25 protein-coding genes are annotated in these 24,341 nt (G+C 70.1%); 12 read left to right on the plus strand and 13 right to left on the minus strand.

Annotated elements, in window-relative coordinates; translation table 11 throughout:
- Positions 1-84: 84 nt before the first annotated feature.
- The gene (locus ASD66_RS21535) at positions 85-1,317 is read left to right on the plus strand and encodes a multidrug effflux MFS transporter (protein WP_200950141.1); all 1,233 of its coding nucleotides are present in this window, start codon (positions 85-87) and stop codon (positions 1,315-1,317) included.
- Here the strand turns inward: ASD66_RS21535 and ASD66_RS21540 are convergent.
- The 5 genes from ASD66_RS21540 to ASD66_RS21560 all read right to left on the minus strand — a co-directional run bounded on the left by ASD66_RS21540 (position 1,307) and on the right by ASD66_RS21560 (position 4,693).
- Positions 1,307-1,825, minus strand: a complete 519-nt coding sequence (locus tag ASD66_RS21540; RefSeq protein WP_082563456.1) for an RDD family protein — start codon at positions 1,823-1,825, stop codon at positions 1,307-1,309. The two genes, ASD66_RS21535 and ASD66_RS21540, sit on opposite strands and share 11 nt — an antisense overlap.
- Positions 1,826-1,901: 76 nt before the next feature.
- A complete protein-coding gene (locus tag ASD66_RS21545) occupies positions 1,902-3,158 on the minus strand; it encodes an MFS transporter (protein WP_082563457.1) in 1,257 nt (418 codons plus the stop codon).
- Positions 3,155-3,601 carry a MarR family winged helix-turn-helix transcriptional regulator gene (locus ASD66_RS21550; protein WP_056675363.1) on the minus strand — a complete coding sequence of 149 codons (447 nt, stop codon included), beginning with the start codon at positions 3,599-3,601 and terminating at the stop codon, positions 3,155-3,157. Before ASD66_RS21550 ends, ASD66_RS21545 begins: the two co-directional genes overlap by 4 nt.
- A gap of 70 nt (positions 3,602-3,671) precedes the next feature.
- Positions 3,672-4,004, minus strand: a complete 333-nt coding sequence (locus tag ASD66_RS21555) for a DUF4873 domain-containing protein (protein ID WP_056892184.1) — start codon at positions 4,002-4,004, stop codon at positions 3,672-3,674.
- On the minus strand, positions 4,001-4,693 hold the full coding sequence (locus tag ASD66_RS21560) for a TetR/AcrR family transcriptional regulator (protein WP_056892185.1): 693 nt from the start codon (positions 4,691-4,693) through the stop codon (positions 4,001-4,003). The genes ASD66_RS21555 and ASD66_RS21560 overlap by 4 nt, the downstream gene beginning before the upstream one ends.
- Positions 4,694-4,775: 82 nt before the next feature.
- On the opposite strand from ASD66_RS21560, the gene ASD66_RS21565 reads away from it, so the two are divergent.
- Complete coding sequence (locus ASD66_RS21565) at positions 4,776-5,651, plus strand: AurF N-oxygenase family protein (protein ID WP_056679020.1); 876 nt, start codon at positions 4,776-4,778, stop codon at positions 5,649-5,651.
- Positions 5,652-5,825: 174 nt separating this feature from the next.
- Positions 5,826-7,259, plus strand: coding sequence for a glycosyltransferase family 39 protein (locus ASD66_RS21570; RefSeq protein ID WP_056675374.1), 1,434 nt, complete (start codon positions 5,826-5,828; stop codon positions 7,257-7,259).
- Between the two features lie 10 nt (positions 7,260-7,269).
- On the opposite strand, the gene ASD66_RS21575 is transcribed toward ASD66_RS21570, so the two are convergent.
- Entirely contained in the window at positions 7,270-7,899 is a 630-nt protein-coding gene (locus ASD66_RS21575; protein WP_056675376.1) for a hypothetical protein, read from the minus strand.
- Positions 7,896-8,648: a hypothetical protein gene (locus ASD66_RS21580; RefSeq protein ID WP_056675379.1), complete on the minus strand. Its 753-nt coding sequence runs from the start codon at positions 8,646-8,648 to the stop codon at positions 7,896-7,898. The genes ASD66_RS21575 and ASD66_RS21580 overlap by 4 nt, the downstream gene beginning before the upstream one ends.
- 37 nt (positions 8,649-8,685) lie before the next feature.
- Here ASD66_RS21580 and ASD66_RS21585 point away from each other — a divergent pair, with 37 nt between their 5' ends.
- Positions 8,686-9,222, plus strand: a complete 537-nt coding sequence (locus ASD66_RS21585; RefSeq protein ID WP_056675382.1) for a DUF1697 domain-containing protein — start codon at positions 8,686-8,688, stop codon at positions 9,220-9,222.
- Positions 9,223-9,336: 114 nt separating this feature from the next.
- Positions 9,337-10,599, plus strand: a complete 1,263-nt coding sequence (locus ASD66_RS21590; RefSeq protein ID WP_056892186.1) for a calcium-binding protein — start codon at positions 9,337-9,339, stop codon at positions 10,597-10,599.
- On the opposite strand, the gene ASD66_RS21595 is transcribed toward ASD66_RS21590, so the two are convergent.
- Both ASD66_RS21595 and ASD66_RS21600 read right to left on the minus strand, forming a co-directional pair.
- Positions 10,592-11,824, minus strand: coding sequence for an MFS transporter (locus ASD66_RS21595; protein WP_056892187.1), 1,233 nt, complete (start codon positions 11,822-11,824; stop codon positions 10,592-10,594). The two genes, ASD66_RS21590 and ASD66_RS21595, sit on opposite strands and share 8 nt — an antisense overlap.
- Positions 11,821-12,387 carry an ArsR/SmtB family transcription factor gene (locus ASD66_RS21600; RefSeq protein WP_056892188.1) on the minus strand — a complete coding sequence of 189 codons (567 nt, stop codon included), beginning with the start codon at positions 12,385-12,387 and terminating at the stop codon, positions 11,821-11,823. The genes ASD66_RS21595 and ASD66_RS21600 overlap by 4 nt, the downstream gene beginning before the upstream one ends.
- 142 nt (positions 12,388-12,529) lie before the next feature.
- Between ASD66_RS21600 and ASD66_RS21605 the strand changes: the two genes are divergently transcribed.
- Positions 12,530-13,312: an enoyl-CoA hydratase gene (locus tag ASD66_RS21605; RefSeq protein ID WP_056675392.1), complete on the plus strand. Its 783-nt coding sequence runs from the start codon at positions 12,530-12,532 to the stop codon at positions 13,310-13,312.
- A gap of 20 nt (positions 13,313-13,332) precedes the next feature.
- Here ASD66_RS21605 and ASD66_RS21610 read toward each other — a convergent pair whose 3' ends face one another.
- Entirely contained in the window at positions 13,333-13,908 is a 576-nt protein-coding gene (locus ASD66_RS21610; protein WP_056892189.1) for a nicotinamidase, read from the minus strand.
- A gap of 76 nt (positions 13,909-13,984) precedes the next feature.
- Between ASD66_RS21610 and ASD66_RS21615 the strand changes: the two genes are divergently transcribed.
- The gene (locus tag ASD66_RS21615; protein ID WP_056892359.1) at positions 13,985-15,019 is read left to right on the plus strand and encodes a helix-turn-helix domain-containing protein; all 1,035 of its coding nucleotides are present in this window, start codon (positions 13,985-13,987) and stop codon (positions 15,017-15,019) included.
- On the opposite strand, the gene ASD66_RS21620 is transcribed toward ASD66_RS21615, so the two are convergent.
- Positions 15,012-18,755 (minus strand): S8 family peptidase, encoded by a 3,744-nt coding sequence (locus ASD66_RS21620; RefSeq protein WP_056892190.1) that lies wholly within the window; start codon positions 18,753-18,755, stop codon positions 15,012-15,014. The genes ASD66_RS21615 and ASD66_RS21620 overlap by 8 nt on opposite strands.
- 134 nt (positions 18,756-18,889) lie before the next feature.
- A complete protein-coding gene (locus ASD66_RS21625; RefSeq protein ID WP_056892191.1) occupies positions 18,890-20,209 on the minus strand; it encodes a nicotinate phosphoribosyltransferase in 1,320 nt (439 codons plus the stop codon).
- 17 nt (positions 20,210-20,226) lie between these two features.
- On the opposite strand from ASD66_RS21625, the gene clpS reads away from it, so the two are divergent.
- Together clpS and ASD66_RS21635 are read left to right on the plus strand one after the other, a co-directional pair.
- Positions 20,227-20,532 (plus strand): ATP-dependent Clp protease adapter ClpS, encoded by a 306-nt coding sequence (clpS, locus tag ASD66_RS21630; protein WP_056675405.1) that lies wholly within the window; start codon positions 20,227-20,229, stop codon positions 20,530-20,532.
- Positions 20,529-21,113, plus strand: a complete 585-nt coding sequence (locus tag ASD66_RS21635; protein ID WP_056892192.1) for a DUF2017 domain-containing protein — start codon at positions 20,529-20,531, stop codon at positions 21,111-21,113. Before clpS ends, ASD66_RS21635 begins: the two co-directional genes overlap by 4 nt.
- A 69-nt stretch (positions 21,114-21,182) precedes the next feature.
- Here the strand turns inward: ASD66_RS21635 and gdhA are convergent, their stop codons facing one another.
- Positions 21,183-22,529 (minus strand): NADP-specific glutamate dehydrogenase, encoded by a 1,347-nt coding sequence (gene gdhA / locus ASD66_RS21640; protein ID WP_056675411.1) that lies wholly within the window; start codon positions 22,527-22,529, stop codon positions 21,183-21,185.
- A gap of 96 nt (positions 22,530-22,625) precedes the next feature.
- Here gdhA and ASD66_RS21645 point away from each other — a divergent pair, with 96 nt between their 5' ends.
- Genes ASD66_RS21645 through ASD66_RS21655 form a run of 3 tightly spaced genes read left to right on the plus strand, consistent with a single transcriptional unit; the run spans position 22,626 to position 24,302 of the window.
- Positions 22,626-23,066 (plus strand): Mov34/MPN/PAD-1 family protein, encoded by a 441-nt coding sequence (locus ASD66_RS21645; protein ID WP_056675414.1) that lies wholly within the window; start codon positions 22,626-22,628, stop codon positions 23,064-23,066.
- A 16-nt stretch (positions 23,067-23,082) separates the two neighbouring features.
- Positions 23,083-23,355 carry a MoaD/ThiS family protein gene (locus ASD66_RS21650; RefSeq protein WP_056675417.1) on the plus strand — a complete coding sequence of 91 codons (273 nt, stop codon included), beginning with the start codon at positions 23,083-23,085 and terminating at the stop codon, positions 23,353-23,355.
- Positions 23,352-24,302: a PLP-dependent cysteine synthase family protein gene (locus ASD66_RS21655; RefSeq protein WP_056892193.1), complete on the plus strand. Its 951-nt coding sequence runs from the start codon at positions 23,352-23,354 to the stop codon at positions 24,300-24,302. The genes ASD66_RS21650 and ASD66_RS21655 overlap by 4 nt, the downstream gene beginning before the upstream one ends.
- The last annotated feature ends 39 nt before the right edge of the window (positions 24,303-24,341 follow it).

Genomic DNA, 24,341 nt, shown 5'->3' on the forward strand with positions numbered 1-24,341 from the left:
GGTGACCGATCAATGAGCGCGTGCAGTAGGTCGCGCGGCACCCCTGATCCTGTGCGCCCGAGTGGGCTCGGGGATACTCCACGGGTGACGCCAGCCCTCGATCCCCGCTCCGCGAGGGTCCTGGTCGCGCTGCCGATCGTGCTGGCGATGCTCAGCATGATCGGCCCGTTCAGCATCGACACGCCTTTCCCGGCGTTCGACCAGATGCGCGACGAGTTCGAGGTCGGGCCTGACCAGCTGCAGCTGGTCGTCACCGTCTACATGCTGTCGTTCGCGGCGATGAGCATCTTCCACGGCCCGCTCTCGGACGCGGTCGGCCGCAGGCCGGTGATCATCGGCTCGGTCAGTGTGTACGTCGTCGCGTCGGTCGGCTGTGCGTTGGCCCCCTCGCTCGGGTGGCTGCTGGTCGGTCGCGCCGTGCAGGGACTCTCGGCCGGTGGCTCGACGATCGTGAGCCGCACGGTCATCCGCGACGTGTTCGAGGGGCCGCAGGCGCAGAGGCTGATGAGTCGCGTGGCGATGATCTTCGGACTTGCTCCCGCGATCGCGCCGATCGTCGGGGGAGCCCTGCTCCAGCTCGGTCCGTGGCACCTCGTCTTCTGGTTCATGGGCGTGCTCGGCCTGGTGCTGATCGCGGCGACCCTCTTCGTGCTCCCCGAGACGCACCCGCCCTCCGCGCGTGTGCCCTTGCGGGTCGGGGAGATCCTGCGCGGCATTGGCGAGGTCGTGCGCCAGCCGTCATTCCACCGCGTCGCCTGGGCCGGGACCTTCGTCTTCGGGGCGCAGTTCCTCTACATCGGCGGCGCCGCGATCTTCGTGGTCGACGTGCTCGGCCAGGGTGAGCTGGACTTCTGGAAGCTCTTCGTGCCGATGATCGGCGCGATGGTTGCCGGCTCGTGGGTCAGCGGTCGTACGGCGGGGATCATCGAGCCCGTGCAACTGGTGACGGTGGGGTTCGGGATCGCCCTCGTCGGTGCCGCAGTCGGCGTGCTGGTCTCACTGACCAGCCTGGGCTCCGAGCTGCCGTGGGCCGTGGTGGGCCTGGCCGCTGTGGCGTTCGGCAACGGCCTGGGTTACCCGATCGTGCAGCTGATGATGCTCGACCTGCTGCCGACCCGACGCGGTGCGGTGATGTCGGGCGCCACGTTCGTGACCTTGGTCTTCAACGCGGTGGTGGCCGTCGCCGTCACGCCGTACGTCGGCGGCACGGCGCTGGGCTTCGCTCTCACCTCCTTCGTCTTCGTGGTGCTCGGCGTGGTGTGTTGGGCATGGCACCGGCGGGCGCTGCGCCGCGGGATCGCGCCGCTCACCGCCTGATCCGCTCGACCACGACCGTGCCGGCGAACTTGTCGTGCAGGGCCTGGCGTTGGGGATTGCCCAGTGCCCACAGGCAGTCGACGAGGATCCAGCTCCAGCTGGCCACGACGGCCAGGAGCAGCCAGCCTGACCCGCTCTCCAGTTCCTCCGCTGACGCGGGGAGCAGTGCCACCGTGCTGATCACGTAGGGGACGCCCGTTTGTGCGGCGAGCCGACGCAGGATCACTGACCAGGTCAGCCTGCCCGGCCCCAGGGCTGGTTGGATCGAGAGTCGGCACAGCATCTTTGCCGGGGTGGCGGAGAGCCCCCGCCACCAGAGGGCGAACCACAGCGGCACCGCCAGGAAACTGACGGCCAGTGCCACCGGGGTCGGCAGGAGGACTGTGGCGAACAGCAGGAGCAGGTTCACCGGCACCAGCAACAGGCTGTCGAGGACGTAGAGCCAGAAGCGGGTCGACATGGCCGCGATGACATAGCGCGTGGAGGGTTCAGCCGAGATCTGAGTCATGCAGGGACGCTAGAACGGAACCGGCCGGGGCTGCAGAAGTTATCCACAGCCCCGGCCGGTTCGTCGTACGACGTGGTCAGTCGATGTCGCCGACCAGCACCGCCTCGGCCTCCTCGGAGGAGTGGGCGGACGGCGCTTCGTGGTGCACGCGGAGGTGCTTGCTGCCGACGGCCATGATGATGAAGCCGATCACGACGACGCCCGCACCCATCCAGAACGGCGCACTGGCGTTGATCTCCTCGCCGAGACGACCGGCGGCCCACGGTGCGACCGCACCGCCGGAGAAGCGCACGAAGCTGTACGCCGAGGAGGCGACAGGCCGCTCGACCGGAGCAGCGCCCATGACCGCCTCGGTGATGAGGGTGTTGTTGATGCCGAGGAACGCGCCGGCGACGATGATGCCGACCACCAGGACCGTCTTCGATTCCGTGAACAGCGCCATCACGGCGAGGTCGGCCGCGAAGAGCGCGAGGGCGACCAGGATGGTCGGCACCGTGCCGAAGCGGCGTTGCAGCGCGGGGGCGGTCCACACCGAGGCGACGGCCAGGAACAGGCCCCAGCCGAAGAAGATCCAGCCGACCTGCGAGGCGGTCATGTCGAGCGGGAACGGTGCGAAGGCGAGCAGCGTGAAGAAGCCCATGTTGTAGAAGAGCGCGGTCAACGCGATGGTCAGCAGGCCGGGGTGGCGCAGCGCCTTGAACGGGTCGGCGAGCGAGGTCTTGCGTGGCGAGGGCGGCGTCGGCGGCAGCAGGAACGCGGTGGCGATCAGCGCGATCAGCATGAGCACGGAGACGCCGAAGAACGGCGCCCGCCACGAGATCGAGCCGAGCTGTCCGCCGACGATCGGTCCGACCGCGATGCCCAGTCCGAGTGCGGCCTCGAAGAAGATGACCGCCTGCCCGGCCGTGCCGGCCGAGGCCACCACGATCGTCGAGAGGGCGGTGGCCACGAAGAGTGCGTTGCCCAGCCCCCAGCCGGCGCGGAACCCGACGATGGCGCCGATCGAGTCGGACATGCCGGCCAGGCCGGCGAACACGATGATCAGCAGGAGGCCACTGAGCAGCGTCCGCTTGGCGCCGATGCGCGAGGAGATGACGCCGGTGATGAGCATCGCGACGCCCATCACCGCCATGTAGCTGGTGAACAGCAGCGAGGTCTCGCTCGGGGTTGCCCCGAGCTCGTCGGCGATCGGCTTGAGGATCGGGTCGACCAGGCCGATGCCCATGAACGTGATGACACAGGCGAAGGCCACCGCCCACACGGCCCGGGGCTGCCGGAACGTGTCGCGGAAGGTGGGAGCGGGGGAGTGGTCGGTCGGTGGTGCGGTGGTCACTGCGTGCCTTTCGGGGACGTGCCTTCGAGGACTCCGCGCAGCACGGCGACGGCCGTGGCGAGATCCTCGGTGGTCAGGGTGGGATGTGCGTCGATGGCCGAGGCCACGGCCTCGGCGTTGCGGCGTCGTACGACGGCCAGCGCCGTGCGCCCGGCATCGGTGAGGTGCACGAGTGACGCGCGGGCGTCGGTCGGGTCGACGGTCTTCTCGACCCAGGCGCGCTCGACGAGGCCGGCGACGGCGCCGGACATCGTGGGTTGCGAGGTGCGGTCGTACGCCGCGAGGGCGCTGATGCCCGACGGCCCGTGCTCGTCGATGAGGGACAGCACGCGCATGCCCGCGGCGGGTGTCTCGTGGATGTTCTGGCGCGAGGCGCGCAGGACGCGGGCGGCGTACGTGACGAGGTCGCCGGCCAGGGCGAGCGGGTCAGGTGGTTGTGCCATGCATCCATTATTGCATAGGAAGCCTATGTAAATCCAGAGAGCCTGGTCCGGCCGTCGTGGAGTGACTTCCTCAGTCGGCGGGCGAGGTGGTGGCAGGGGCGGCGGCCGGGAAGGGCGGCCGACCGGTGCCGGTGACGCGGAACCTGCCCCAGGGATCGACGTCACTGAGGCGGGCCGGGGCGGTGAGATCGCCCGCGCGGACTGCCACGTTCGCTCCGCCGCGGCAGGTCTCTGACAGTGCGACGTTGGGAGCGATCCGTCCGTACCAGTGGAAGTGGCCGTCGATGGGCTGGAACGATCCGCGCAGCGTGACCTCGACCGGGATCTCGGTCTCCTCGGTGATCACCGTCGCGGCGCCGGACCACTCGTCGAGCTCGTAGGGGTCGTGTTCGCGGACCGTCATGTGCGTCGTCCCTTCGTGATCGGGGTCGGCTTCTTCGAGGGTGTGTCGAGTGCGGTGAGTGGGACGCCGTACTCCAGGGAGATGCCCTCGAACGCATGCCACACGAAGGCGGTCAGGTAGCGCGCGACGGCTTCGCGCGACATCGTCTCGCGAGTCAGCCACCACTCGCCGGTGCTGAGTCCGAGGCCGACCAGTCCGTGCGACCACGGCTCGGCGCCCGCCGCGTCGACGCCGAGGTGGCGCAGGGTGTCGCCGAGGATCCGCGCGAAGGTCGTGGCGATGCGCTGCTTGCCGTCGGCCAGGGGGTCGTTGCCGTCGCTGCGGTGGCGCACGAGGAGCAGGAACACCTGCGGGTGCTCGGCGATCGTGGACAGGTAGCCGTCGACGCCGCGCGCCACCTTGTCGCGGATCGGGGCGTCGGCGAGGAGCGCCGGGACGATCCGGTCGAGCACCTGCTGGGCCGCCCAGCTGCCGACCTCGGCGTGCAGCTCGGCCTTGTCGGAGAAGTAGCGGTAGAGGACGGGCTTGCTGACCCCGGCCTCCTCGGCGATCGCGGCGATGCCCACATCGGGCCCGTGTCGGTCGATCGAGGCCACTGCGGCTGCCACGAAGTCGGCACGTCGCTGGTCTCGGTGGGCGTCCCATCGGGTGGTGCGGCCGTCTGTGGATCCCTTGACTGGTCGGGTCATGTGAGTCACTCTAGCCTTAGTGTTACTCGAAGTTACAGTTAAACGTCGTGCCAATGTCGAAAGGACCTCGCTCGTGGCCCTCATGGATCCGCTCTCCGACCGCCTCCTGAAGTCGTCGGCCCGCCAGTCCTACGACCCCGAGGTCGACATCGACTGGGACGCACCGCCGGTGCCCGGCCTGCACTGGATGCAGCCCGAGCGCACCTCCCTCTACGGCACCGACCTGTGGGACGGTCTGACCCCGGAGCAGCAGATCGAGCTGACCAAGCACGAGGTGGCCTCGATCGCCAGCGTGGGCTTGTGGTTCGAGATCCTGCTGATGGAGATCCTGCTCCGCGACGTCTATCGCAGCGACCCGCGCACCGGCCGCACGCACTACGCGCTGACCGAGATCGCCGACGAGTGCCGCCACTCCACCATGTTCGGCAAGGCGATCGGCACCTTCGGCGCCCCGGCCTACGGGCCCAGGCCGCACATCCACAAGCTGGCGCGGGTCTTCCCGCCGATCGCGCGTGGCGCCGCGGCGTACGCCTCGATCCTGATCGGCGAGGAGCCGGTCGACCGCTGGCAGCGCGACATGATGAAGGACGAGCGCATCCAGCCCCTGGTCCGCATGGTCTCGCGCATCCACGTGCTCGAGGAGGCCCGCCACGTCACCTTCGCCCGGGAGGAGCTGGAGAAGTCGGTGGCGACGATGTCGCGCGCCGAGCGCCTCTGGGCGCAGACCCTCACCGCGCAAGGTGCCTTCATCATGATGCGTTCGCTGGTGCACCCCGACGTCTACAAGGCGGTCGGCATCGACCCGCAGCTCGGACGGCGTACGGCGTTGGGCAACCCGAACTACCGCGCCACGATCGCGTGGATGGGCGAGAAGGTCATGCCCTACCTCGAGGAGCAGGGCATGGTCGGCGGCGGCGCGAACCGCAAGGCATGGCGGGCGTCCTTCCTGCTGACCTAATGGGCATCACCGGAGGTTCGTCGTGTGTCTCGCACCCTGTGCACGCACCTCGCGGCGTTGTCGGAGACTCGACGGGGCTCCGCCCCGCCATCGCTCCTCCGCCTTGCGATGCACGCACCCAGGGCACGGGCCACCCCCGACGAACCTCCGGCGATACCCACTAATGTGATCGGCATGCGCCTGCGCGGGGACTGGTACGCCGCGGGCGCCGTCGCGCTCGTGTTGTCCGTGTTCAGCGGTGGCTACGGCTATCACCGCGACGAGTTGTACTTCCGGATGCTTCCTCCGGACACCGGGTACGTCGACCAGCCGCCACTGACCCCGTTCCTGGCCCGGCTGACCCGCGACCTGATCGCCGACCAGCAGTGGGCGCTGCGCATTCCGGCGACGGTGTGCGTGGCCGCCTCGGTGCTGGTGATCGCCGCGATCACGCGCGAGCTCGGCGGCAGCCGGCGGGCACAGGCCCTTGCGGCGTGGGGCTACGGATTCGCCGCCGCCACGTTGATGATCGGGCACCTGCTGGTCACCTCGACCGTCGACCTCCTGCTCTGGCCCGCGCTGGTGTGGACGGTGCTGCGAGCCATGCGTTCCCCGCGCTGGTGGCTGGTGACCGGTGTGCTCGGCGGGCTGTCGACGTACAACCGCTGGCTGGTGGTGGTGCTCGCCGCCGGCCTGGTGCTCGGCCTCCTGCTCGTGGGGCCGCGTCGGGTGTGGCGGCGTCCCGAGCTGTGGGGCGGAGTCGGGTTGGCACTGTTGGTGGCCGCGCCCAACCTGGTCTTCCAGGCGACCCACGACTGGCCGCAGCTCGCGATGGGCGAGGCGCTGGCCGACAACAACGCCGACGAGGTGCGCACCCAGGTCTGGCTGATGCTGGCCTTGCTTCTCGGGGTGCCCCTGCTGCCGATCTGGGTGGCCGGGTTCGTGTCGCTGGTGCGGCGTCCCGACTGGCCCGAGCATCGCTGGCTGGCGGTCGCCTTCGTCGTGCTGGTCGCCTTCACGTGGGGCAGCGGCGCACAGGTGCACTACCTGATGGGGCTGCTGCCGGTGATGTTCGCCGCCGGCTGTGTGCCGGTCGCCGACTGGACCGTGTGGCACCGCGGCCGCACGGCCCTCGTGGCGGGCGGGGTGGCCCTCAACGCAGCGGTGGCTCTGGTGCTCGCCCTGCCCCTGGTGCCGGTGGATGCGGTGGGTGACACCCCGATCCCCGACGTCAGCCCGCTGGTCGGTGACACCGTCGGCTGGCCCGAGTACGTCGCGCAGGTGGCCCGCGCGCACGAACAGGCCGGCGGCGGCGACGTGCCGATCATCACCTCGAACTACGGCGAGGTGGGGGCGGTGGACCGTTTCGGCGCCGACCTGCCCGCGCCGTACAGCGGCCAGAACGAGCTCTGGTACGTAGCACGCCCGCCGGACGATGCTGACACGATCGTGATGGTCGGCGCCCAACTGGCGTCGATCGAACGTCACTTCACGTCGTGCGAGGTCGTCGCGCGTCTGGACAGCGGCGAGGGCGTCGACAACGAGGAGCAGGGCGAGCCGATCGCCATCTGCACCGGACCGCTCACCCCGTGGCGCGACCTGTGGGCGGAGTTCCGGCACCTCGACTGACGTCTGCCGACTACTGCCAGATCCACGAGCGCACGCCGCGCGCCCAGTCGCGACAGGCGGCAGCCGTGCGCGACACGGCGCGGCCCACCGCACGGGCGACCACGCCGACGGCCTTCACCACCGGGCGGAACGGCCAGTAGAGGACGAGGGCCACCCGGGTCACGCCCCTCCAGAGGTGGCCGGCCACCCGGGCCAGCCATCGCCAGCACGCCGCCGCCATGCCCGCCGCGATGGTGAGCACCGGACGGAGCCGTCGCCAGACCCAGAGGCATCCCGCGGCGACACCGCGCCCCAGCCAGGCGATCAGGCCGAGGACCGCGTCCGCGATCCACACGAACGGAAACAGCACGATGAGCAGCACGGGTCGCAGCACCCGGCGCCACACCCAGCCCAGGCCTGTGGCCAGCACCCCGCCAAGAGCGCACAACCCGCGCCACAGTTGGGCACACGCCCAGCGGACCGGGAAGAGCAGCCACCAGACGAAGCGGCCGATCGCCGCGAACAGCGCGCCGAACGCCCGGGCGATGCCGCGACCGATCCAGCAGAGCAGGTCCCAGAGCATCACGAACGGCACGAACGGGAGCGCGACGATTCGCTGCACGGTGGAACGGGTGGTCGACGGCGGGGGCTGATGGTTCACGCGGGTCGTGATGCCCCGTCATGGGCAAGGAGAAACTCGCGCAGCGCGGTGAGGTCGTCGGCGATGATCTGGTCGACCCCGGCGGACAGCAATTCGGGCCACATGTGCTGGTTGGTGCCCCAGAACCTGGCGCTGCGACCGGTCCGGTGGATCTCGCTGACCACGCGCCGCAAGCCTTCCCGTTCGCCGGACGGGATGCGCCCGCGCCCGTCCCAGTCGAAGAGCTTGCCGAACTTGGCGCTGATCGTGGTGGTCACCGCGGACAGCCCGTCGACGAGGTCTCCCGGCCTGCCGTCGCGGGTCGCGTAGCGCACCTGCTGCGAGGCCATCAGCACCGGATCGGTGTGGCCGCTGACCACGACCGTGACGGGTCCGCTGAGGCGGCCGTCGTTGCGGTGCTGGGTGAAGAGGTCAGCGCGGCGGGCCAAGGCATTGTGGATCGCAAGGTACGACGACCGTGCTTCGCTCTTGACATCGATCAACAGGGTCAGCGGCCAGTCCGGCCAGACGTGCCCGCGGTCTTCGACCAGTGCCCCGAGCGGTTCGAGGTAGAGGGACTCGAAGGTGCGGTCGGGGAGAAGGTCCTTCGTGCCGTGGCCGACCAGCAGCCGACCGCCCTCGAGGAACACGTCGACCTCGATCGCCGTGAAGCCGTGGGCGAGGGCGTCGAACAGCGGTCGCTCGCGGGCGTAGTCGTTGTGCGCGAACGCACGCCGCAGCGGCGACCCGATCTCCACCTCGTCCGGCATGACACGCAGGGTAGCGACTGTCGCTAACCTCGACGCCATGCCGTCGTACGTCGCCTTCCTGCGCGCGATCAACCTGGGTGCCAACCGCAAGTTCCCCAAGGACGCCATCAAGGCTGCCGTCGAGGGCGCCGGCTTCACCGACGTGGAGACGCACATCAACACCGGCAACGTCAGGCTGACGACCGCGATGCGGTCGACCGCGAAGATCGAGGTCGCCCTCGAGGACGCGTTCCTCGCCGACCGTGGCTTCGAGGTGCCGACCATGGTGTTCACCACCGCGGAGTTCGCGCAGATCGGGCGCGACGCCGAGGAGCTGCACGCGCCCGAGCTGAGCCGCCACTACGTCTACCTGCTCAAGGAGCCGCTCACCGCCGACGCAATGGCGACCATCGACGGGCTGGCCCGCGACGGGCACCGCGCCGTGGTGCGCGGCCGGGCCTGCCACCTGCTGATGGGGGAGGGCTACCGGGAGGGCACGGTCGACCCGATGAACGTGGCCAGGCACCTGGGCGTGGCCACGAACCGCAACTACAACGTGGTGACCACGCTGGCCGCGAAGTGGTGCGCGTCGTGACCTCCTGAGATTTCCCGAGCCGGCCGGCAACCTTTCGGTGCCGGGCTGCGTCCATGTCTGTAGGGCCACCGGCGCGGTCGGTGCCGCACGTCCGGACGACTCGGGGGAACGAACATGGGACTCAACCTGGCCGCGCGCATGTGCATCGCCGGAGGCGTGGCGCTCACGGGCGCGTTCGTCGTACCCTTGGCCGCGCCGGCGACGGCGGCGCCGCACACCTGCCACGGTCTGCGGGCCACCATCGTCGGCACACCCGGCAACGACACGATCAACGGCACCCGGCACCGGGACGTGATCGTGGGCCTGGCCGGACACGACGTCATCAACGGCGGCGCTGGTGACGACGTGATCTGTGGCGACGTCGGCGCCGACCGGCTCGACGGTGGTGCCGGCAACGACAGGCTGTACGGCGGGCAGGGTGCGGTCATCGACGACTACGACGACGTCGAGGGCCCGCTGCCCAACGACGTGCTGCGCGGCGGCCCCGGCGACGACGTGCTCCAGCCCGGCACGTCCACGACGTACAACCTCGACAAGCGGATCACCTACAGCACCTCGGCCACCGCGATCCGGGCCAACCTGGCCACCGGCGTGGTCACCGGCGAGGGGCGTGACCGGGTGCCGACGACAGGACGGTTCGAGTTCTTCGCCTCGCCGCACGACGACGTCGTGCAGGGCAGTGGTCGGAACGACAAGATCTGGGGCGGATCGGGCGACGACGTGATCCGCGCGGGCGCCGGCGACGACTCCCTCGGTGACGGCACCTACAACCAGCTCCAGCGGGCCGATCGTGACCTCCTCGACGGGCAGGGCGGCAACGACTCCCTGATGGGCAGCAAGGGTCACGACACGCTGCTCGGCGGTGACGGCAACGACTACCTCGACGACCACGGGGCCGGAGTCGACCGCCTCCTCGGTGGAGCCGGCAACGACGAGATCTGGGACGTCTTCTCCCGCGGCACCAGCCAGGAGGTCGACGGCGGTCCGGGGAAGAACCTGCTGACCTTCGAGTGGACGAAGCCGGGTGCCGGCGACCCGACGTACACCCGCCTGGTGATGAACCTGGCCACCGGCGCGAGCAACTTCGTGGGCGAGGGCGCCTTCACCGTGCGCAACGTGACCGACGTGCAGGCGTTCCTGCTCAGTCGTGGTTCGTGGACGGTCACCGGCACCGCCGCGGCCGAGCGGTTCCGGGCGGGACGGTCGCTGCGGCTGATCGCGCGCGGCGGTGGGGGTGACGATGTCCTCGAGGGCGGTGCGCTCGACGACGTGATCAGCGGCGGGGCCGGTCGTGACCAGGCCTACGTGGGCCCGGGCAGGGACACCTGCACCTCCGTGGAACGCGTCACCGGACCGGCCTGCGAGATCGTCAGCTGACCTTCTCGAGCTGGACCCGCTCCAGGTCACGCACCGACTTCGAGGTCAACGTGACCAGGGCTACCGCGGCGTACACGATCGCGCTGACGACCAGCACGTCGCGGTAGCCGAACCAGCTCCCGAGTGGGCCGTAGACCAGCTGGCCCAGGGGCATCGCGACGAACGAGCCCAGTGCGTCGTACGAATAGGCGCGCGAGAGAACAGCCTCGTCGATGTTCTCCTGCATGGCCAGGCTCCAGCCGATCCCGAAGACCTCCATGCCGGCGCCTGCGATGAACGTGGCGCCGATCAGCGGGAGCAGGTGCGGGTCGACCCCGAGCATCAGCAGCGGTACGGCGAAGCAGGTCATGCCGAGCATGCCGGCGCGCAGGGGGAACCTGAGCGAGACGCGCAGCATGACCACGGTCATCAGCAGGAGCCCGATGGCTTCGGCGGAGACCGCGTAGCCCCAGCCCTTCTCGCCGATCGTGGCCTTGGCGACGACCGGTCCGAGGGTGAACCAGGCGCCGGCGTGGATCGCGTTCAGGATGCCGAAGGCGAGCACGATGACCCACAGCCAGGTGTGGCCGGTGAACACCGACCAGCCCTCCTTGAGCTCACGGATCATGTTCGGTGCGGCGTCGCCGGAGCGGTCGCGCTGGGGGATGTGCAGCCGGGTCAGGCACAGTGAGGCGATCAGCCAGGTCAGTGCATCGACGGCCAGCGCCCAGCCCGAGCCGACGGTCACCACGAGCAGGGCGGCGATCGACGGGCCGATGATGGCCAGGCCGCCGCGCGTCATCGAGAGCAGCACGTTGGCCGGCTGGAGCTGGTTGCGTGGCACGAGCTGGGGTACGACGCTCGCCATCGCCGGGAAGCTGGCTGCCGCGACGGTGCCGTTGATCGCCTCGAGCACGATCAGCTGCCACAGCTCGGCGTTGCCGGAGATGACCAGCCAGGCCACGATGCCCTGCGTCAGTGCGGCGACGAGGTTGGAGACCTGCATGACCAGGGCCCGGTCGATGCGGTCGGCGATCACCCCGCCGATCAGCAGGAACAGCACCAGCGGGATGCTGCGTGCGGCCAGCACCTGGCCCAGCGCGCTGGCGGTGTTGCTGACGTCGAGCACGGCGAAGGCCAGCGCGATCGGTGCCATCATCGAGCCGGTGGTGCTGATGAAGCGGGCCGCGAAGTACCAGCGGAAGTTCGTCTCGCGCAGGGGGGCGAAGGAGGCGCTCCAGCTCATCGCCCGTCCTCCCCGGTCGTGTCCTGCGTGGTCTTGTCCTCCATCAGGAAGGCCAGTGACGTGAGGTTGGCGTGCACCGTGCCGGGCGTGCGCGGCGGCTGGGCATGGGAGTGCATCAGCGACGAGGCTGCCTCGACGTGCTGCATCACCTGCTCCCACACCTCGGGCTCGACCCACATCTCGGCGTCCGAGAGCAACGTCCTGGTGCCGCTCCTGCGCTGGCCGAACCGGCGTACCAGCTCCTCGGCGACGGCCCGGATGTACATCTGCGGGTCGTCTTCGGTGGGTTCCACACCGGATCCGTCGGGACGGGCCTCGTGCTGCCACGGGTGGCGATAGCGCTTGGCGATGCCGCCGCGGATCTTCTCCTCGCCGGCCACCACGATCTCGCCGGCGTCGACCAGGACGCGCAGGTGGTAGCTGGCGTTGGCATGGGTCAGGTCCATCTCTCGGGCCACCTCGGCGGCACTCATGTCGGTGCTGGTCAGCAGGGACAGCATCTGCAACCGCACCGGGTGGGCGATCGCCCGCAGGGCCGAGACCGGCGTCTTCTCGTCGCTCATGTCGCCTCACTCTCAAAGGGTTCTTGGGGAGTGTGTCGCAGGTCGCCCCTGACTGTCAAGCACTTGTTGGGGAGTTGCTGGAAATCAAGAACTGCTGGCTCGCGCATCAAGGATTGCCGGTTCGTGGGACTAGGTTGCGGGGATGACGAACCAGGTTCCGGGGCTGCAGGTGACCGAGTCCGACGGCGTGCTGACGATCCGGTTCGACCGGCCGGAGGCGCTGAACGCCTTCACCGGCGAGATGGTGGTCGGCACGGCCGGGCTGCTCAACGAGGCGAGCGTGCGTGACGACGTACGCGTGGTGCTGCTGACCGGCACGGCCGGTGCGTTCAGCACCGGGGCCGACATCGCGGGGGAGAACGCCCACGAGGGGTTCGACGTGCGCGCCCTCGACGCGGCCAACCTGCTGATCCGCGCCGTCGTGCAGTGCGACAAGCCCGTCGTGGCCGGGGTCAACGGCATCGCCGCCGGCGTCGGGCTCTCGGTGGCCCTGGCCTGCGACCTGGCCGTGTGCGCCGAGTCGGCCGCGTTCCTGCTGGCGTTCGCGCGCGTCGGCCTGATGCCGGACGGCGGCTCGTCGGCCACCGTGGCCGCCTCGATCGGCCGGGCCCGGGCGATGCGTCTGGCCCTGCTCGCCGAACCGCTCCCGGGCCGCGAGGCGTACGACGCCGGGCTGGTCTCCCACGTCTTCCCCGACAGCGAGTACGCCGACGGGCTGGCCGGCATCGTCAAGCGGTTGCGCCACGGTGCCCCGCTGGCCCAGGCCGCGACGAAGCGGGCCGTCAACGCCGCGACACTCGCGCAGCTCGAGGCGTCACTGGAGAACGAGCGCACCACGCAGACGATGCTGTTGCGCACCGCCGACGTGGCCGAGGGCATGCGCGCGTTCGGCGAGAAGCGTCACCCGCACTTCACGGGCGAGTGAGGGTCGACCGACGTCGACGATCAGCCGACGTCGACGCCGGCCTCGCGCATCTCGGCCAGGGCCCGCTCGGTCGACTCCGGCGCCACACCCGCACAGAGGTGGGGGAGCAGGCGCACCGTGAAGCCCTCGGCCGCCGCGTCGAGGGCGGTGGCCCGCACGCAGTGGTCGGTGGCGAGGCCGCACACGTCGACCTCGGTCACCTCGTGCTCACGCAGCCAGCCGACCAGCCCGTGACCGTTGGCGTCGCGACCCTCGAACCCGGAGTAGGCCGCGACGTACTCGCCCTTGAGGAAGATCGCGTCGAACGGCTGTGGGTCGAGGTTGGGGTGGAACGCCTCGCCGTCGGTGCCGACCTTGCAGTGCACCGGCCACGAGTCGACGAAGTCGGGGTCGTCGGACCAGTGCGCGCCGGGGTCGATGTGATGGTCCTTGGTGGCCACCACGTGGTCGTAGTCGGGGGCGTCGGGACCCCGGGCGCTCCACAGGTGGAGGAGCTCGGCGACGTCGTGGGCCACCTGGGCCCCGCCGGCCACGGCCAGGGAACCGCCCTCGCAGAAGTCGTTCTGGACGTCGACGACGATCAGTGCGCGCTTCATGGACCGAGGGTAGTGCGCACGGCATGCCTCGGGCCACCGGGTGCGGTGGGTGAGCCTGATCGGCGACAATGGATCGATGTCGTTGCAAGCGGCGGGCCTCGGGCCCGCGCAGGAGAATGCCTACCGGCTGCTGGTGCGGGTCGGTGAGGCGCCGGCCGCCCACGTCGCCGAGGTGCTCGGCCTGGACGAGACCGAGGTGCGAACACTGCTCGAGGACCTGCAGTCCGTCGGACTGGTCACCTCCGTCGGAGGTGAGCCGCGCCGCTACGCACCGACGCCGCCGGACGTGGGCTTCGCACCGTTGCTCCGCAGCGGCATGGACGCGCTGGACCGGGCCCGCATCACGGTCAACGAGCTGACCGAGGAGCACCGGGCGTCGATCCGCCGCCGCGACGCCAACCAGCTCGTGGAGGTGATCAGCGGCACCGACGCGATCCGCCAGCAGCTGCGCAACCTGCAGCTGTCGACCCGCTCGGAGATGCTGTGGTTCTGTCGCGCCGGCGTGGTGGCGATGCCTTCGGCAGACAACGACGAGGAGTTCGCGATGCTGGCCCGCGGCGTCAGCTACCGGGTGATCTACGAGCAGGCGCTCCTCGAGGAGACCGGGATGCTCGACAGCCTCGCCCAGGGTGTCCGGGCCGGCGAGGTGGCGCGGGCCGCGCCGTCCTTGCCGGTGCGGATGGCGATCTCCGACCGCTCGATCGCCCTGTGCCCGTTGGTGCCGGGTCGCGACGGGGTCAGCGAGCCGACGGCGGCACTGGTGCGCGACAGCAACCTGCTGACCGCGTTGCTGGCGCTCTTCGACAGCTACTGGTCGGGGTCCTCGCCGCTGCTGGCGCCGCCCGAGCCCGGCGAGACAGCCCTCGTCGAGGCCTCCCCGACCGACCCTTTGGCGGACGAGACCCGGGCCCTGCTCTCGCTCCTGGTCGCCGGGGTGAGCGACAAGGCGATCGCGACCCGGCTCGGGATGAGCGTGCGCACCGTGCAGCGCCGGATCAGTGAGGTGATGACGCTGACCCACGCCCAGACCCGGATGCAGCTCGCCTGGCAGATCTCTCGCCGTGGCTGGCTCGATGGCCCCGGGTCCGGGGACGTGGGTCCGCTCAGCTGATCCCGTAGGCCCGCATCACGGTCTGCTCGATGCTGTTGCCGTCGGCGTCCTTCGCGTGCACCCGCAGCGAGACGTGGTCGGCCGTGCGTGAGTGCCTGAGCAGCGTGCGCCAGCCGTCCTTGCCCCACTTGAGGAGGCCGAGCCGCTGCCAGGTCGCGCCGTCGTCGTACGACACCCAGGCTCGTACGTCGGCCAGGCGAGCGAGGTGCGGAGCGTCCACCCGCCCGATCGAGAGCTTCAGGGCCCCGATGCTGCCTGCCCTGACCTCGTGGTCGAGCCCTGCCGGAGTGTCGTAGTCGACCTGCAGCAGTGGGAGGTCAGCCGATCCCGAACCCGGCCGCTCCGAGTGGAACCTCCAGGTCGTGTCCGTGCGGGTCGAGAACTCCCAGGTGGTGTCCTTGGTGCGTTCGACCGCGAGGTCGAGGCGGTAGTCCGCCGGCCGCTGACCGACGTCGTAGCTTCCCCAGGCCTGGTCGTCGGAGGCAATCAGCAGCTCGTTCTCGTACAGGTGCATGGTGGTCTCCGAGGCCTTGGCGCGGTCGTACGCCGTTCCGCCGTTGCCGGCGAGCTCGGCGACCTTGAGCTCGAGGGCGTCGCCGGTGCGGGTCGGACGGTTGCCGGCCGGCACCGCCGGGCGGACCACCGGGCCGAACCAGTCGTAGGTGACCTTCTCGCCGGGCCGATAGGTCCTGATCCCGTGGACCGCGCCGGTCGTGATCGGGTTCATCGTGTCCCAGCTGTAGAAGTGCAGGACGTGCTGGCGCCAGAGCGTGTCGGCCGCGCCGCTCGAGATCGTCTCGGTGCGCTGCTGCGGGGTGTGCAGGTCGCGCTGCGACTCGATGATCGTGTAGGCCTGCCACGGACGCCACGCGAAGCGCTGCTCCTTGGCCCAGGGCTCCCCGCCCATCTCGGCGTAGCGCGCGGTGACCGTCGCGCTGTTCCTGCGGGTCACCTCGTGGACCACCTGGTCGGGGACCCGGCCGTCGGAGACCTGCACCACGTCGTAGGTGTAACGACTGTCCTCGACGCCCGAGACGCGCAGGTCGACCCGCCCCTGGGCCATGCGGTCGGTGAGCAGGTCACGTTCCTTCGGCGAGAGCACCAGCACGGGCAGCGCCAGACGGGTGCCCCGGCCGGTGAACTTCGTCCACCACTGGGTGCCCTCCTTCGGCGCGATCAGCAGCATCGCCACGCCGGCGTCGACCGCCGCCTTGACGTCCTGGCTGCCCTTGCCTGCCGGGTGGACCAGGGCGATCTTGCCGGCGACGTCGAGGCCGGCGTAGTCGGCGGCCTTGCCAGCCCCGGCTTCGACCACCTCGAGCTGCCGGCTCCCGGTGACGGTCGGGGAGTAGCGCTCGAGGGCCGGCAGCAGGGTCAGCGGCTTGCGCCCCACGGTGGTCGCGGTGACCATCGGCTCGGCCAGCTGCCAGCGCGAGGTGAACTCGAACTCGCCGCCCTTGGCGTGCTCGGTCGGGGTCACCCAGATCGAGCGGGTGTCGTCGAACTTCTGCACACTGTGCGTGATCGTGCGCCCGGCGATCTTCCGGTACGCCGAGTAGCCCAGGTTGCCGCGGGGCGTGGTCGGGAGCGGTGTGCGGACCTGCACCCTCGTCGCCTTGCGGGCATCGAGCACGACCTCCATGTCGCCGGTCACCTCGAGGTCGGGATCGATGATCGCGACCCCGGAGTTCTCGTCGTCGACGTCCGGAGTGACCATCGCGCTGAGGAAGTAGTCCCCCTCGCCCACCTCGACGGTCACCTCGCGGTCCTTCCAGACGTGCACGAGCGTGTCGAAGCGCGGGTCCTCACCGGTGAGCACCACCGGTGTCGCAGTGATCGACTCGCCGTCGAAGCCCACCGCCCGGAAGGTGACCTCGTGGGTGGGTGCGGCCTTCACCGCACCGATCGTCGTGTGCACGACGACGTCGCCACTTGTCGCGACCAGCTGGCCGGCGTACCGTCCGCGCTCGAGCTTCGTGGGGTCGAGCGTGAGGGTGACCTCCGCGGTGCCCTGTGCCGGCACGACCACGCTGTCGCTGGCCAGGGCCAGCGAGCCCTCGGCGGGCGCGTCGCCGCCGAGATCGGTGACGTCGAGATCGAGGTCGAGGGTGACCTCAGTGTCCCCGGTGTTGGTCCAGGTGATCTGTCGGGTCACGGCGTCGGTCTGGCCGTCGCTGATGTCGCCGAGGTTGACCGTGCCGGTGCCGTGCACCGCCTGGGTGACCGCGCGCGCCACGTCGACCCGGCCACCGCCCTGCTCGTGCTCGGTGAGATCACCCGGGAGGGCAGTGCTGATCAGGGCGTCCTTGAGCTGCTCACCGGTCCAGTCCGGGTGCTGCTGCGCGAGCAGTACGGCGGCGCCGGCGACGTGTGGTGCGGCCATCGACGTGCCGCTCGCCCTGGTGTAGAGGGCGTCGACCGGGGTGCCCATCGACGTACCGGAGGCGCGGGCGGCGACGATGTCGACACCGGGTGCGGTGAGGTCGGGCTTGATGGCGAGGTCCCCGAGGCGGGGGCCGCGGCTGGAGAAGTCCGCCAGCGACTCGTCACGATCCACCGCGCCGACCGTGAGCGACGCGTCAGCGCTGCCGGGGGTGCCGATCGTGGAGGCGCCCGGGCCGTCGTTACCGGCGGAGACCACGAACAGGGAGTCGCTGCTCGCGCTGAGCTCGTTCACCGCCTGGCTGAGCGGGTCGGTGCCGTCGGTGGGGCCTCCGCCGAGGCTCATGTTGACCACGTCGGCGTCGGCCGCGACGGCCCACTCCATCGCCTCGATGATGTCGGACTCGTATCCGTTGCCGGTGTCGTCGAGCACCTTGCCGGACAGGATGTCCGAGCCCGGCGCGACACCCTTGCGCTGGCCGTCGGACCCGTCGCCGCTGCCGCCGATCGTGGCGGCGACATGGGTGCCGTGGCCGAAGCGGTCGGCCACGGTGGCACTGTCGGAGAAGTTGCGTGACTCGCTCACCCGCCCGGCCAGGTCGGGGTGCTCGGTGTCGACGCCGGTGTCCAGCACGGCGACCCTGACGCCCGCGCCGTCGAAGCCGGCCTCCCAGGCGGTCGGGGCACCGATCTGCGCCACGCTGCGGTCCAGGTCTGCGCGGACCCGGCCGTCGAGCCACAGCTTCCGCACACCGGCCGCCATCCGGGCCGTTCCCGGTTGCGTCAGGGAGGTCCAGAAGTCTGCGGCCTCGTCCTTGCGGACCTCCATCACCCGCCCGTCGACGCTCTCCAGCGTGGCGCCCTGGTCCGCGCCGTCCAGCGTGGACAGTCCGCGCATGGTGCCGGAGGTGGTCGCGATCAGGGGCAGCGTGTCGGCCGCCGCGTCGTCGTACCCGTCGGCGAGCAACAGGTCGATGTTGAACAGGTCGTCGTCGAGGCGGCCGGCGGCGAGCAGCGGTACGGCGTCGCCGGGCAGCACGTGCAGCTCTCCGTCGATCTCCAGCTGGTGGAAGTCGACACCGTCCCGACCCGCGGCGGGTTCGATGACGACCGAGCTGTGGCCGCCGGTCTCGTCGCGGACGTGCACCCGGTCGCCGGTGACCAGGGTGACCGTGTCGTCGGCACCGCGGCCGGGACCAGCGGCGGCCCCGGCCGGGCCGGGGGCGGCTCCGCCCGGGGAGCCGGTGGCCGGGCCCGTGGTCAGGCCTGAGGTCAGTCCGGCGACGACCAGGCCCAGGCCGGTCAGCGCAGCCAGTCGACGGACGCGGGTGGAGGAGGAACGGCGGTGCGGCATGCCAGGGAGTCCTTCGTTTACCAGGGAGCTCGGGGAGCTCGTCTGTCTGCACTCTCCCTGCGTGGCGGCACCCGTGTCAGCGGTCGCGGGTGCCGCAGTTGCGACATGGCGCAACCGCGACAACCCGCGCGGGTTCAGCCGCCGATGTGCTGGGTCTCCAGGACCGGCTCACCCTTGCTGAGCATCTGGGCCGGCAACGGCAGCTCGGCCATCGACGAGACATGGCGTTCGCGAGCCTGCGCCAGCGTCTCGCGGCCCACGATCTCGCCACCGCTGACCAGCGGCACCAGGAGGGGACGGTCGTTGCCGTCGTTCTCCGGCGGCTCACCGATGCCGACCACCTCGGCCTGCGCCCGGCCGTCGGGGCCGAGCCGGCGCAGGGCGAACTTGCGACCGCCGATCGAGATCTTGTCCTTGCTCTTCTTCGCCACCGACACCATCTCGCCGTCGTCGCCCTCGCGCGCGACCAGCTTGTAGACGAAGCCACAGGTCGGGTGTCCGCTGCCGGTGACCAGCTGCGTGCCCACGCCGTACCCGTCGACGGGTGCCGCGGCGAGCCCGGCGATGGCGTACTCGTCGAGGTCGCTGGTGACGATGATGCGGGTCTGCGTCGCGCCGAGCTCGTCGAGCTGCTTGCGCACCTGGTGGGCCAGCACGCCGAGGTCGCCGGAGTCGAGGCGTACGGCGCCCAGCTCGGTGCCGGCCAGCTCGACACCCAGGCGCACCGCCTCCTTGACGTCGTAGGTGTCGACCAGCAGGGACGTGCCCTTCCCGAGCGACGCGATCTGCGCGCGGAACGCGTCCTCCTCGGTGTCGTGCAGGAGCGTGAAGCTGTGCGCGGAGGTGCCTGCGGTCGGCACGCCGTACCTCTCACGGGCTGCGAGGTTTGAGGTGGTCTCGAAACCGGCGATGTAGGCCGCACGCGCGCACGCCACGGCGGCCTCCTCGTGCGTACGCCGGGAACCCATCTCGATGCACGGGCGGCCGTGGGCGGCCATCGTCATGCGCGAAGCCGCACCGGCGATCGCCGCGTCGTGGTTGTAGATCGAGAGCAGCACCGTCTCGAGGACGACGGCCTCCGCGAACGTCGACTCGACCACGACGAGGGGGGAGTAGGGGAAGTAGGCCTCGCCCTCGGCGTAGCCCCAGATGTCGCCGGAGAAGCGGTAGTCGGCCAGCCAGTCGAGGGTGGGGCCGTCGACCACGTGGCCCTCGCGCAGCACACCGAGGACGTGGTCATCGAAGCGGAAGCGCTCGATCGCGTCGAGGGCCCGGCCGACCCCCGCGACCACGCCGTACCGGCGTCCCTCGGGAAGCCGTCTCGGGAAGAGCTCGAACACGGAGCGGCGATCGGCCGTGCCCGCGGCCAGGGCCGCCTGGAGCATCGTGAGCTCGTAGTGGTCGGTCAGCAGGGCGGTCGAAGAGGCGCCGGATGAGTCGGTCACGCAGGACACTGTGCCACGATGTAGCCGTGTCAACAGCGAGCCCCGCACATGCGGATCCCGACGTCGAGGAGACGGTCACTCCCGACGAGATCACGTTCCTGGCCAAGCCGTGGGTGACGATCGTGTGGAACGACCCGGTCAACCTGATGTCCTACGTGACCTACGTGTTCGGCAAGTACTTCGGCTACGACCGGAAGAAGGCCGAGAAGCTCATGCTCGAGGTGCACGAGGACGGCCGGTCCGTGGTCTCGACCGGCACCCGCGAGGAGATGGAGCGCGACGTGCAGGCCATGCATGAGTACGGCCTGTGGGCCACGATGGAGAAGGCATGAGCGGGTTCGCCCGGCACCGCAAGAGTCGCAGCATCATCGCCAACTTCACCGGGTTCGAGGCGGAGCTGCTGCGCTCGCTGGCTGCCCAGCTCGTCGAGCTGCTGCGCAACGAGGCCGCCGTACCCTCGGAGACGACGGACCCGTTCGAGGCGATGATGGACTTCTCCGGCCCGACGAACGAGCCCGAGGACCCGGTGCTGGCCAGGTTGTTCCCGTCGGCGTACGCCGAGGACGAGGAGGCCTCCGCCGAGTTCCGCCGGTTCACCGAGGGTGCCCTGCGTGACGGCAAGTCCGCGGCCGCGATCGCGATCATCGACGGTCTCGAGGAGGCCGGCCTGCCCCAGGAGCTGACCGAGGACGGCCTGCACTTCGACGTCGAGCTCGACGAGCCGACCGCCGAGACGTGGATGCGCTCGTTCACCGACCTGCGGCTCGCGTTGGCCACCCGTCTCGGTGTCGAGGACGGCGACGAGGCCTACTGGCACAGCCTCCCCGACGACGATCCCGAGGCGCAGGCCCACGACATCTACGATTGGGTCGGCTATCTGCAGGAGACCCTGGTCGAAGCCCTGATGGACTGACCGGGCGTCAAGAATCCCCGGTTCGCGCATCAAGAACACGCGGTTCGCGCATCAAGAACACGCGGTTCGTCAGATGACGCCGTGGGCCAACATCGCGTCGGCGACCTGGATGAAGCTCGAGATGTTGGCGCCGGCCACGTAGTTGCCGGGCTGGCCGTAGTGGTCGGCGGCCTCGGCACAGCGGGCGTGCAGGTCGACCATGATCTGCTCGAGCCGCTGCTCCGTGTGGTCGAAGTGCCACGAGTCGCGGGAGGCGTTCTGCTGCATCTCGAGCGCGCTGGTCGCGACACCACCGGCATTCGCGGCCTTGCCCGGGGCGAACAGCACGTCGTTCTCGACGAGCACCGCCACCGCGTCCGGCGTGCACGGCATGTTGGCGCCCTCGGCGACGGCGAGCACGCCGCCGGCGACCAGGGCCTTCGCGTGGTCGGCGGTGAGCTCGTTCTGGGTCGCGCAGGGGAGTGCGATCTCGCAGGGCACCTCCCACACCGAGCCGTCGGCGTGGTGCGTGGCGTTCGGACGCTGGTCGGCGTAGTCGGTGAGGCGGCCGCGGTCGACCTCCTTGACCTGCTTGAGCAGGGCGAGGTCGAGGCCGTCCTCGTCGACGACGTAGCCGCCGGAGTCGGAGCACGCCACGACGTGGGCGCCCAGCTGCTGTGCCTTCTGGGCGGCGTAGATCGCCACGTTGCCCGAGCCCGAGACGATCACGCGGCGGCCGGAGAGCTCGAGCCCGCGGGTGGCGAGCATCTCGCGGGCGAAGATCACGGTGCCGTAGCCGGTGGCCTCGGTGCGCACCTGCGAGCCGCCGTACGCCAGGCCCTTGCCGGTGAGCACGCCGGACTCGTAGCGGTTGGTGATCCGCTTGTACTGCCCGAACAGGTAGCCGATCTCGCGGCCGCCCACGCCGATGTCGCCGGCGGGGACGTCGGTGTACTCGCCGATGTGGCGGTAGAGCTCGGTCATCAGCGACTGGCAGAAGCGCATGACCTCCGCGTCGCTGCGGCCCTTCGGGTCGAAGTCGGAACCGCCCTTCCCGCCGCCGATCGGCAGCCCGGTCAGGGCGTTCTTGAAGATCTGCTCGAAGCCGAGGAACTTCACGATGCCGAGGTTGACCGTCGGGTGGAAGCGCAGGCCACCCTTGAACGGTCCGAGCGCGGAGTTGAACTCGACGCGGAAGCCGCGGTTGATGTGGATGTCGCCGGAGTCGTCGGTCCACGGCACCCGGAACATCAGCTGGCGCTCGGGCTCGCAGAGGCGCTCGATGATGCGGCCCTCGACGTACTGCGGGTGGGCCCTGACGACCGGGTTGAGGCACTCGAGCACCTCGCGGACCGCCTGGTGGAACTCGGACTCTCCCGGGTTGCGGGCAAGAACGGTCTGCAGGGCGGTGTCCAGGGTCGGGTCGAGTTCAGCCATGGCCGCAGGCTACGTGGCGTTGTGAGGTTGTGAGGTCGCGTCTCAGGGCCGGGCTCCGGTCGAGGCGGCTTCGCCGCTTCACCTACCCTTGGGACCGTGTTGACCATTGACCAGGCGACGTACGACGCGATCGTCGCGCACGCGAAGCGGGACCACCCTGACGAGGCCTGCGGCATCGTCGCCGGGCCCGAGGGCAGTGACCGTCCGGTGCGGTTCATCGAGATGGTCAACGCCGCGGGCAGTCCGACGTTCTACGAGTTCGACTCCACCGAGCTTCTCGCGCTCTACAAGGAGATGTGGGACAACGACGAGGAACCCGTCGTCGTCTACCACTCGCACACCGCCACCGAGGCCTACCCGAGCCGCACCGACATCGGGCTGGCGAGTGAGCCGAACGCCCACTACGTGCTCGTGTCGACGCGCGAGCACGGGAATAACGACGGTCCCGTGGAGTTCAGGTCCTACAGAATCATCGACGGTGAGGTAACCGAAGAAGAGGTCACCGTCACCACCACCGAAACAAGGCATCCCGCCTGATGAGGAGACTTGGCTGATGGCCATCGAAGTTCGGATCCCCACCATCCTGCGCACCTACACCAACGGTGAGAAGGCCGTGAACGCCGAGGGCGCCACGCTGTCCGCGCTCATCGCCGACCTCGAGGCCAACCACCCCGGCATCGGCGACCGCCTCCTCGACGACGGTGACCTGCGCCGCTTCGTCAACGTCTACGTCAACGACGAGGACGTCCGCTTCATCGGCGGGCTCGAGGCCACCCTCAACGACGGCGACCAGGTCGTCGTCCTTCCTGCCGTCGCCGGCGGATGACCCGCTTCGACAACCTCCTGGAGTCCGTCGGCGGCACGCCGCTGATCGGGCTCCCTCGGCTGTCCCCGAGCCCCGACGTCCGCATCTGGGCCAAGCTCGAGGACCGCAACCCGACCGGCTCGATCAAGGACCGCCCGGCCCTGAAGATGATCGAGCAGGCCGAGAAGGACGGGTCGCTCCGCCCCGGCTGCACGATCCTCGAGCCGACGTCGGGCAACACCGGCATCTCGCTGGCGATGGCCGCCAAGCTCAAGGGATACCGCCTGGTCTGCGTGATGCCCGAGAACACCTCCGAGGAGCGTCGCCTCCTGCTGCGCATGTGGGGCGCCGAGATCGTCTCCTCACCCGCGGCCGGCGGCTCCAACGAGGCGGTCCGGGTGGCCAAGCGGGTTGCCGAGGAGCACCCCGACTGGGTGATGCTCTACCAGTACGGCAACCCTGCCAACGCCCTCGCCCACGAGGAGGGCACCGGCCCCGAGATCCTGGCCGACCTCCCCGAGATCACCCACTTCGTCGCGGGCCTGGGCACCACCGGCACCCTGATGGGCGTCAGCCGCTTCTTCCGCTCCGCGAAGCCGGACGTGAAGATCGTCGCGGCCGAGCCGCGGTACGGCGAGCTGGTCTACGGACTGCGCAACCTCGACGAGGGCTTCGTCCCCGAGCTGTACGACGCGTCGCTGATCGACTCACGCTTCTCGGTCGGCCCGCGTGACGCCGTACGCCGGGTGCGTGAGCTGCTCGAGCTCGAGGGAATCTTCGCCGGCATCTCGACCGGCGCAATCCTGCACGCTGCCATCGGCCAGGCCGCCAAGGCGGTCAAGGCGGGGGAGTCGGCCGACATCGCGTTCGTCGTGGCCGACGCGGGCTGGAAGTACCTCTCCACCGGGGCCTACGAAGGCACGATCGACGAGGCCGAGGACCGCCTCGAGGGCCAGCTCTGGGCCTGAGCGGTCGGCGGGTGCAGAATTCGACCTGACCACCCGGAC

It is taken from the genome of Nocardioides sp. Root151 (genome assembly GCF_001427925.1).
Classification (GTDB): Bacteria; Actinomycetota; Actinomycetes; order Propionibacteriales; family Nocardioidaceae; genus Nocardioides.

Coding starts and splice junctions, on each gene's coding strand:
- ASD66_RS21540 (WP_082563456.1), bottom strand. CDS start 1,825: ATGACTCAGATCTCGGCTGAACCCTCCACGCGCTATGTCATCGCGGCC.
- ASD66_RS21550 (WP_056675363.1), bottom strand. CDS start 3,601: ATGGCACAACCACCTGACCCGCTCGCCCTGGCCGGCGACCTCGTCACG.
- ASD66_RS21555 (WP_056892184.1), bottom strand. CDS start 4,004: ATGACGGTCCGCGAACACGACCCCTACGAGCTCGACGAGTGGTCCGGC.
- ASD66_RS21560 (WP_056892185.1), bottom strand. CDS start 4,693: ATGACCCGACCAGTCAAGGGATCCACAGACGGCCGCACCACCCGATGG.
- ASD66_RS21565 (WP_056679020.1), top strand. CDS start 4,776: ATGGATCCGCTCTCCGACCGCCTCCTGAAGTCGTCGGCCCGCCAGTCC.
- ASD66_RS21570 (WP_056675374.1), top strand. CDS start 5,826: ATGCGCCTGCGCGGGGACTGGTACGCCGCGGGCGCCGTCGCGCTCGTG.
- ASD66_RS21580 (WP_056675379.1), bottom strand. CDS start 8,648: ATGCCGGACGAGGTGGAGATCGGGTCGCCGCTGCGGCGTGCGTTCGCG.
- ASD66_RS21585 (WP_056675382.1), top strand. CDS start 8,686: ATGCCGTCGTACGTCGCCTTCCTGCGCGCGATCAACCTGGGTGCCAAC.
- ASD66_RS21590 (WP_056892186.1), top strand. CDS start 9,337: ATGGGACTCAACCTGGCCGCGCGCATGTGCATCGCCGGAGGCGTGGCG.
- ASD66_RS21595 (WP_056892187.1), bottom strand. CDS start 11,824: ATGAGCTGGAGCGCCTCCTTCGCCCCCCTGCGCGAGACGAACTTCCGC.
- ASD66_RS21600 (WP_056892188.1), bottom strand. CDS start 12,387: ATGAGCGACGAGAAGACGCCGGTCTCGGCCCTGCGGGCGATCGCCCAC.
- ASD66_RS21605 (WP_056675392.1), top strand. CDS start 12,530: ATGACGAACCAGGTTCCGGGGCTGCAGGTGACCGAGTCCGACGGCGTG.
- ASD66_RS21610 (WP_056892189.1), bottom strand. CDS start 13,908: ATGAAGCGCGCACTGATCGTCGTCGACGTCCAGAACGACTTCTGCGAG.
- ASD66_RS21615 (WP_056892359.1), top strand. CDS start 13,985: ATGTCGTTGCAAGCGGCGGGCCTCGGGCCCGCGCAGGAGAATGCCTAC.
- ASD66_RS21620 (WP_056892190.1), bottom strand. CDS start 18,755: ATGCCGCACCGCCGTTCCTCCTCCACCCGCGTCCGTCGACTGGCTGCG.
- ASD66_RS21635 (WP_056892192.1), top strand. CDS start 20,529: ATGAGCGGGTTCGCCCGGCACCGCAAGAGTCGCAGCATCATCGCCAAC.
- gdhA (WP_056675411.1), bottom strand. CDS start 22,529: ATGGCTGAACTCGACCCGACCCTGGACACCGCCCTGCAGACCGTTCTT.
- ASD66_RS21650 (WP_056675417.1), top strand. CDS start 23,083: ATGGCCATCGAAGTTCGGATCCCCACCATCCTGCGCACCTACACCAAC.
- ASD66_RS21655 (WP_056892193.1), top strand. CDS start 23,352: ATGACCCGCTTCGACAACCTCCTGGAGTCCGTCGGCGGCACGCCGCTG.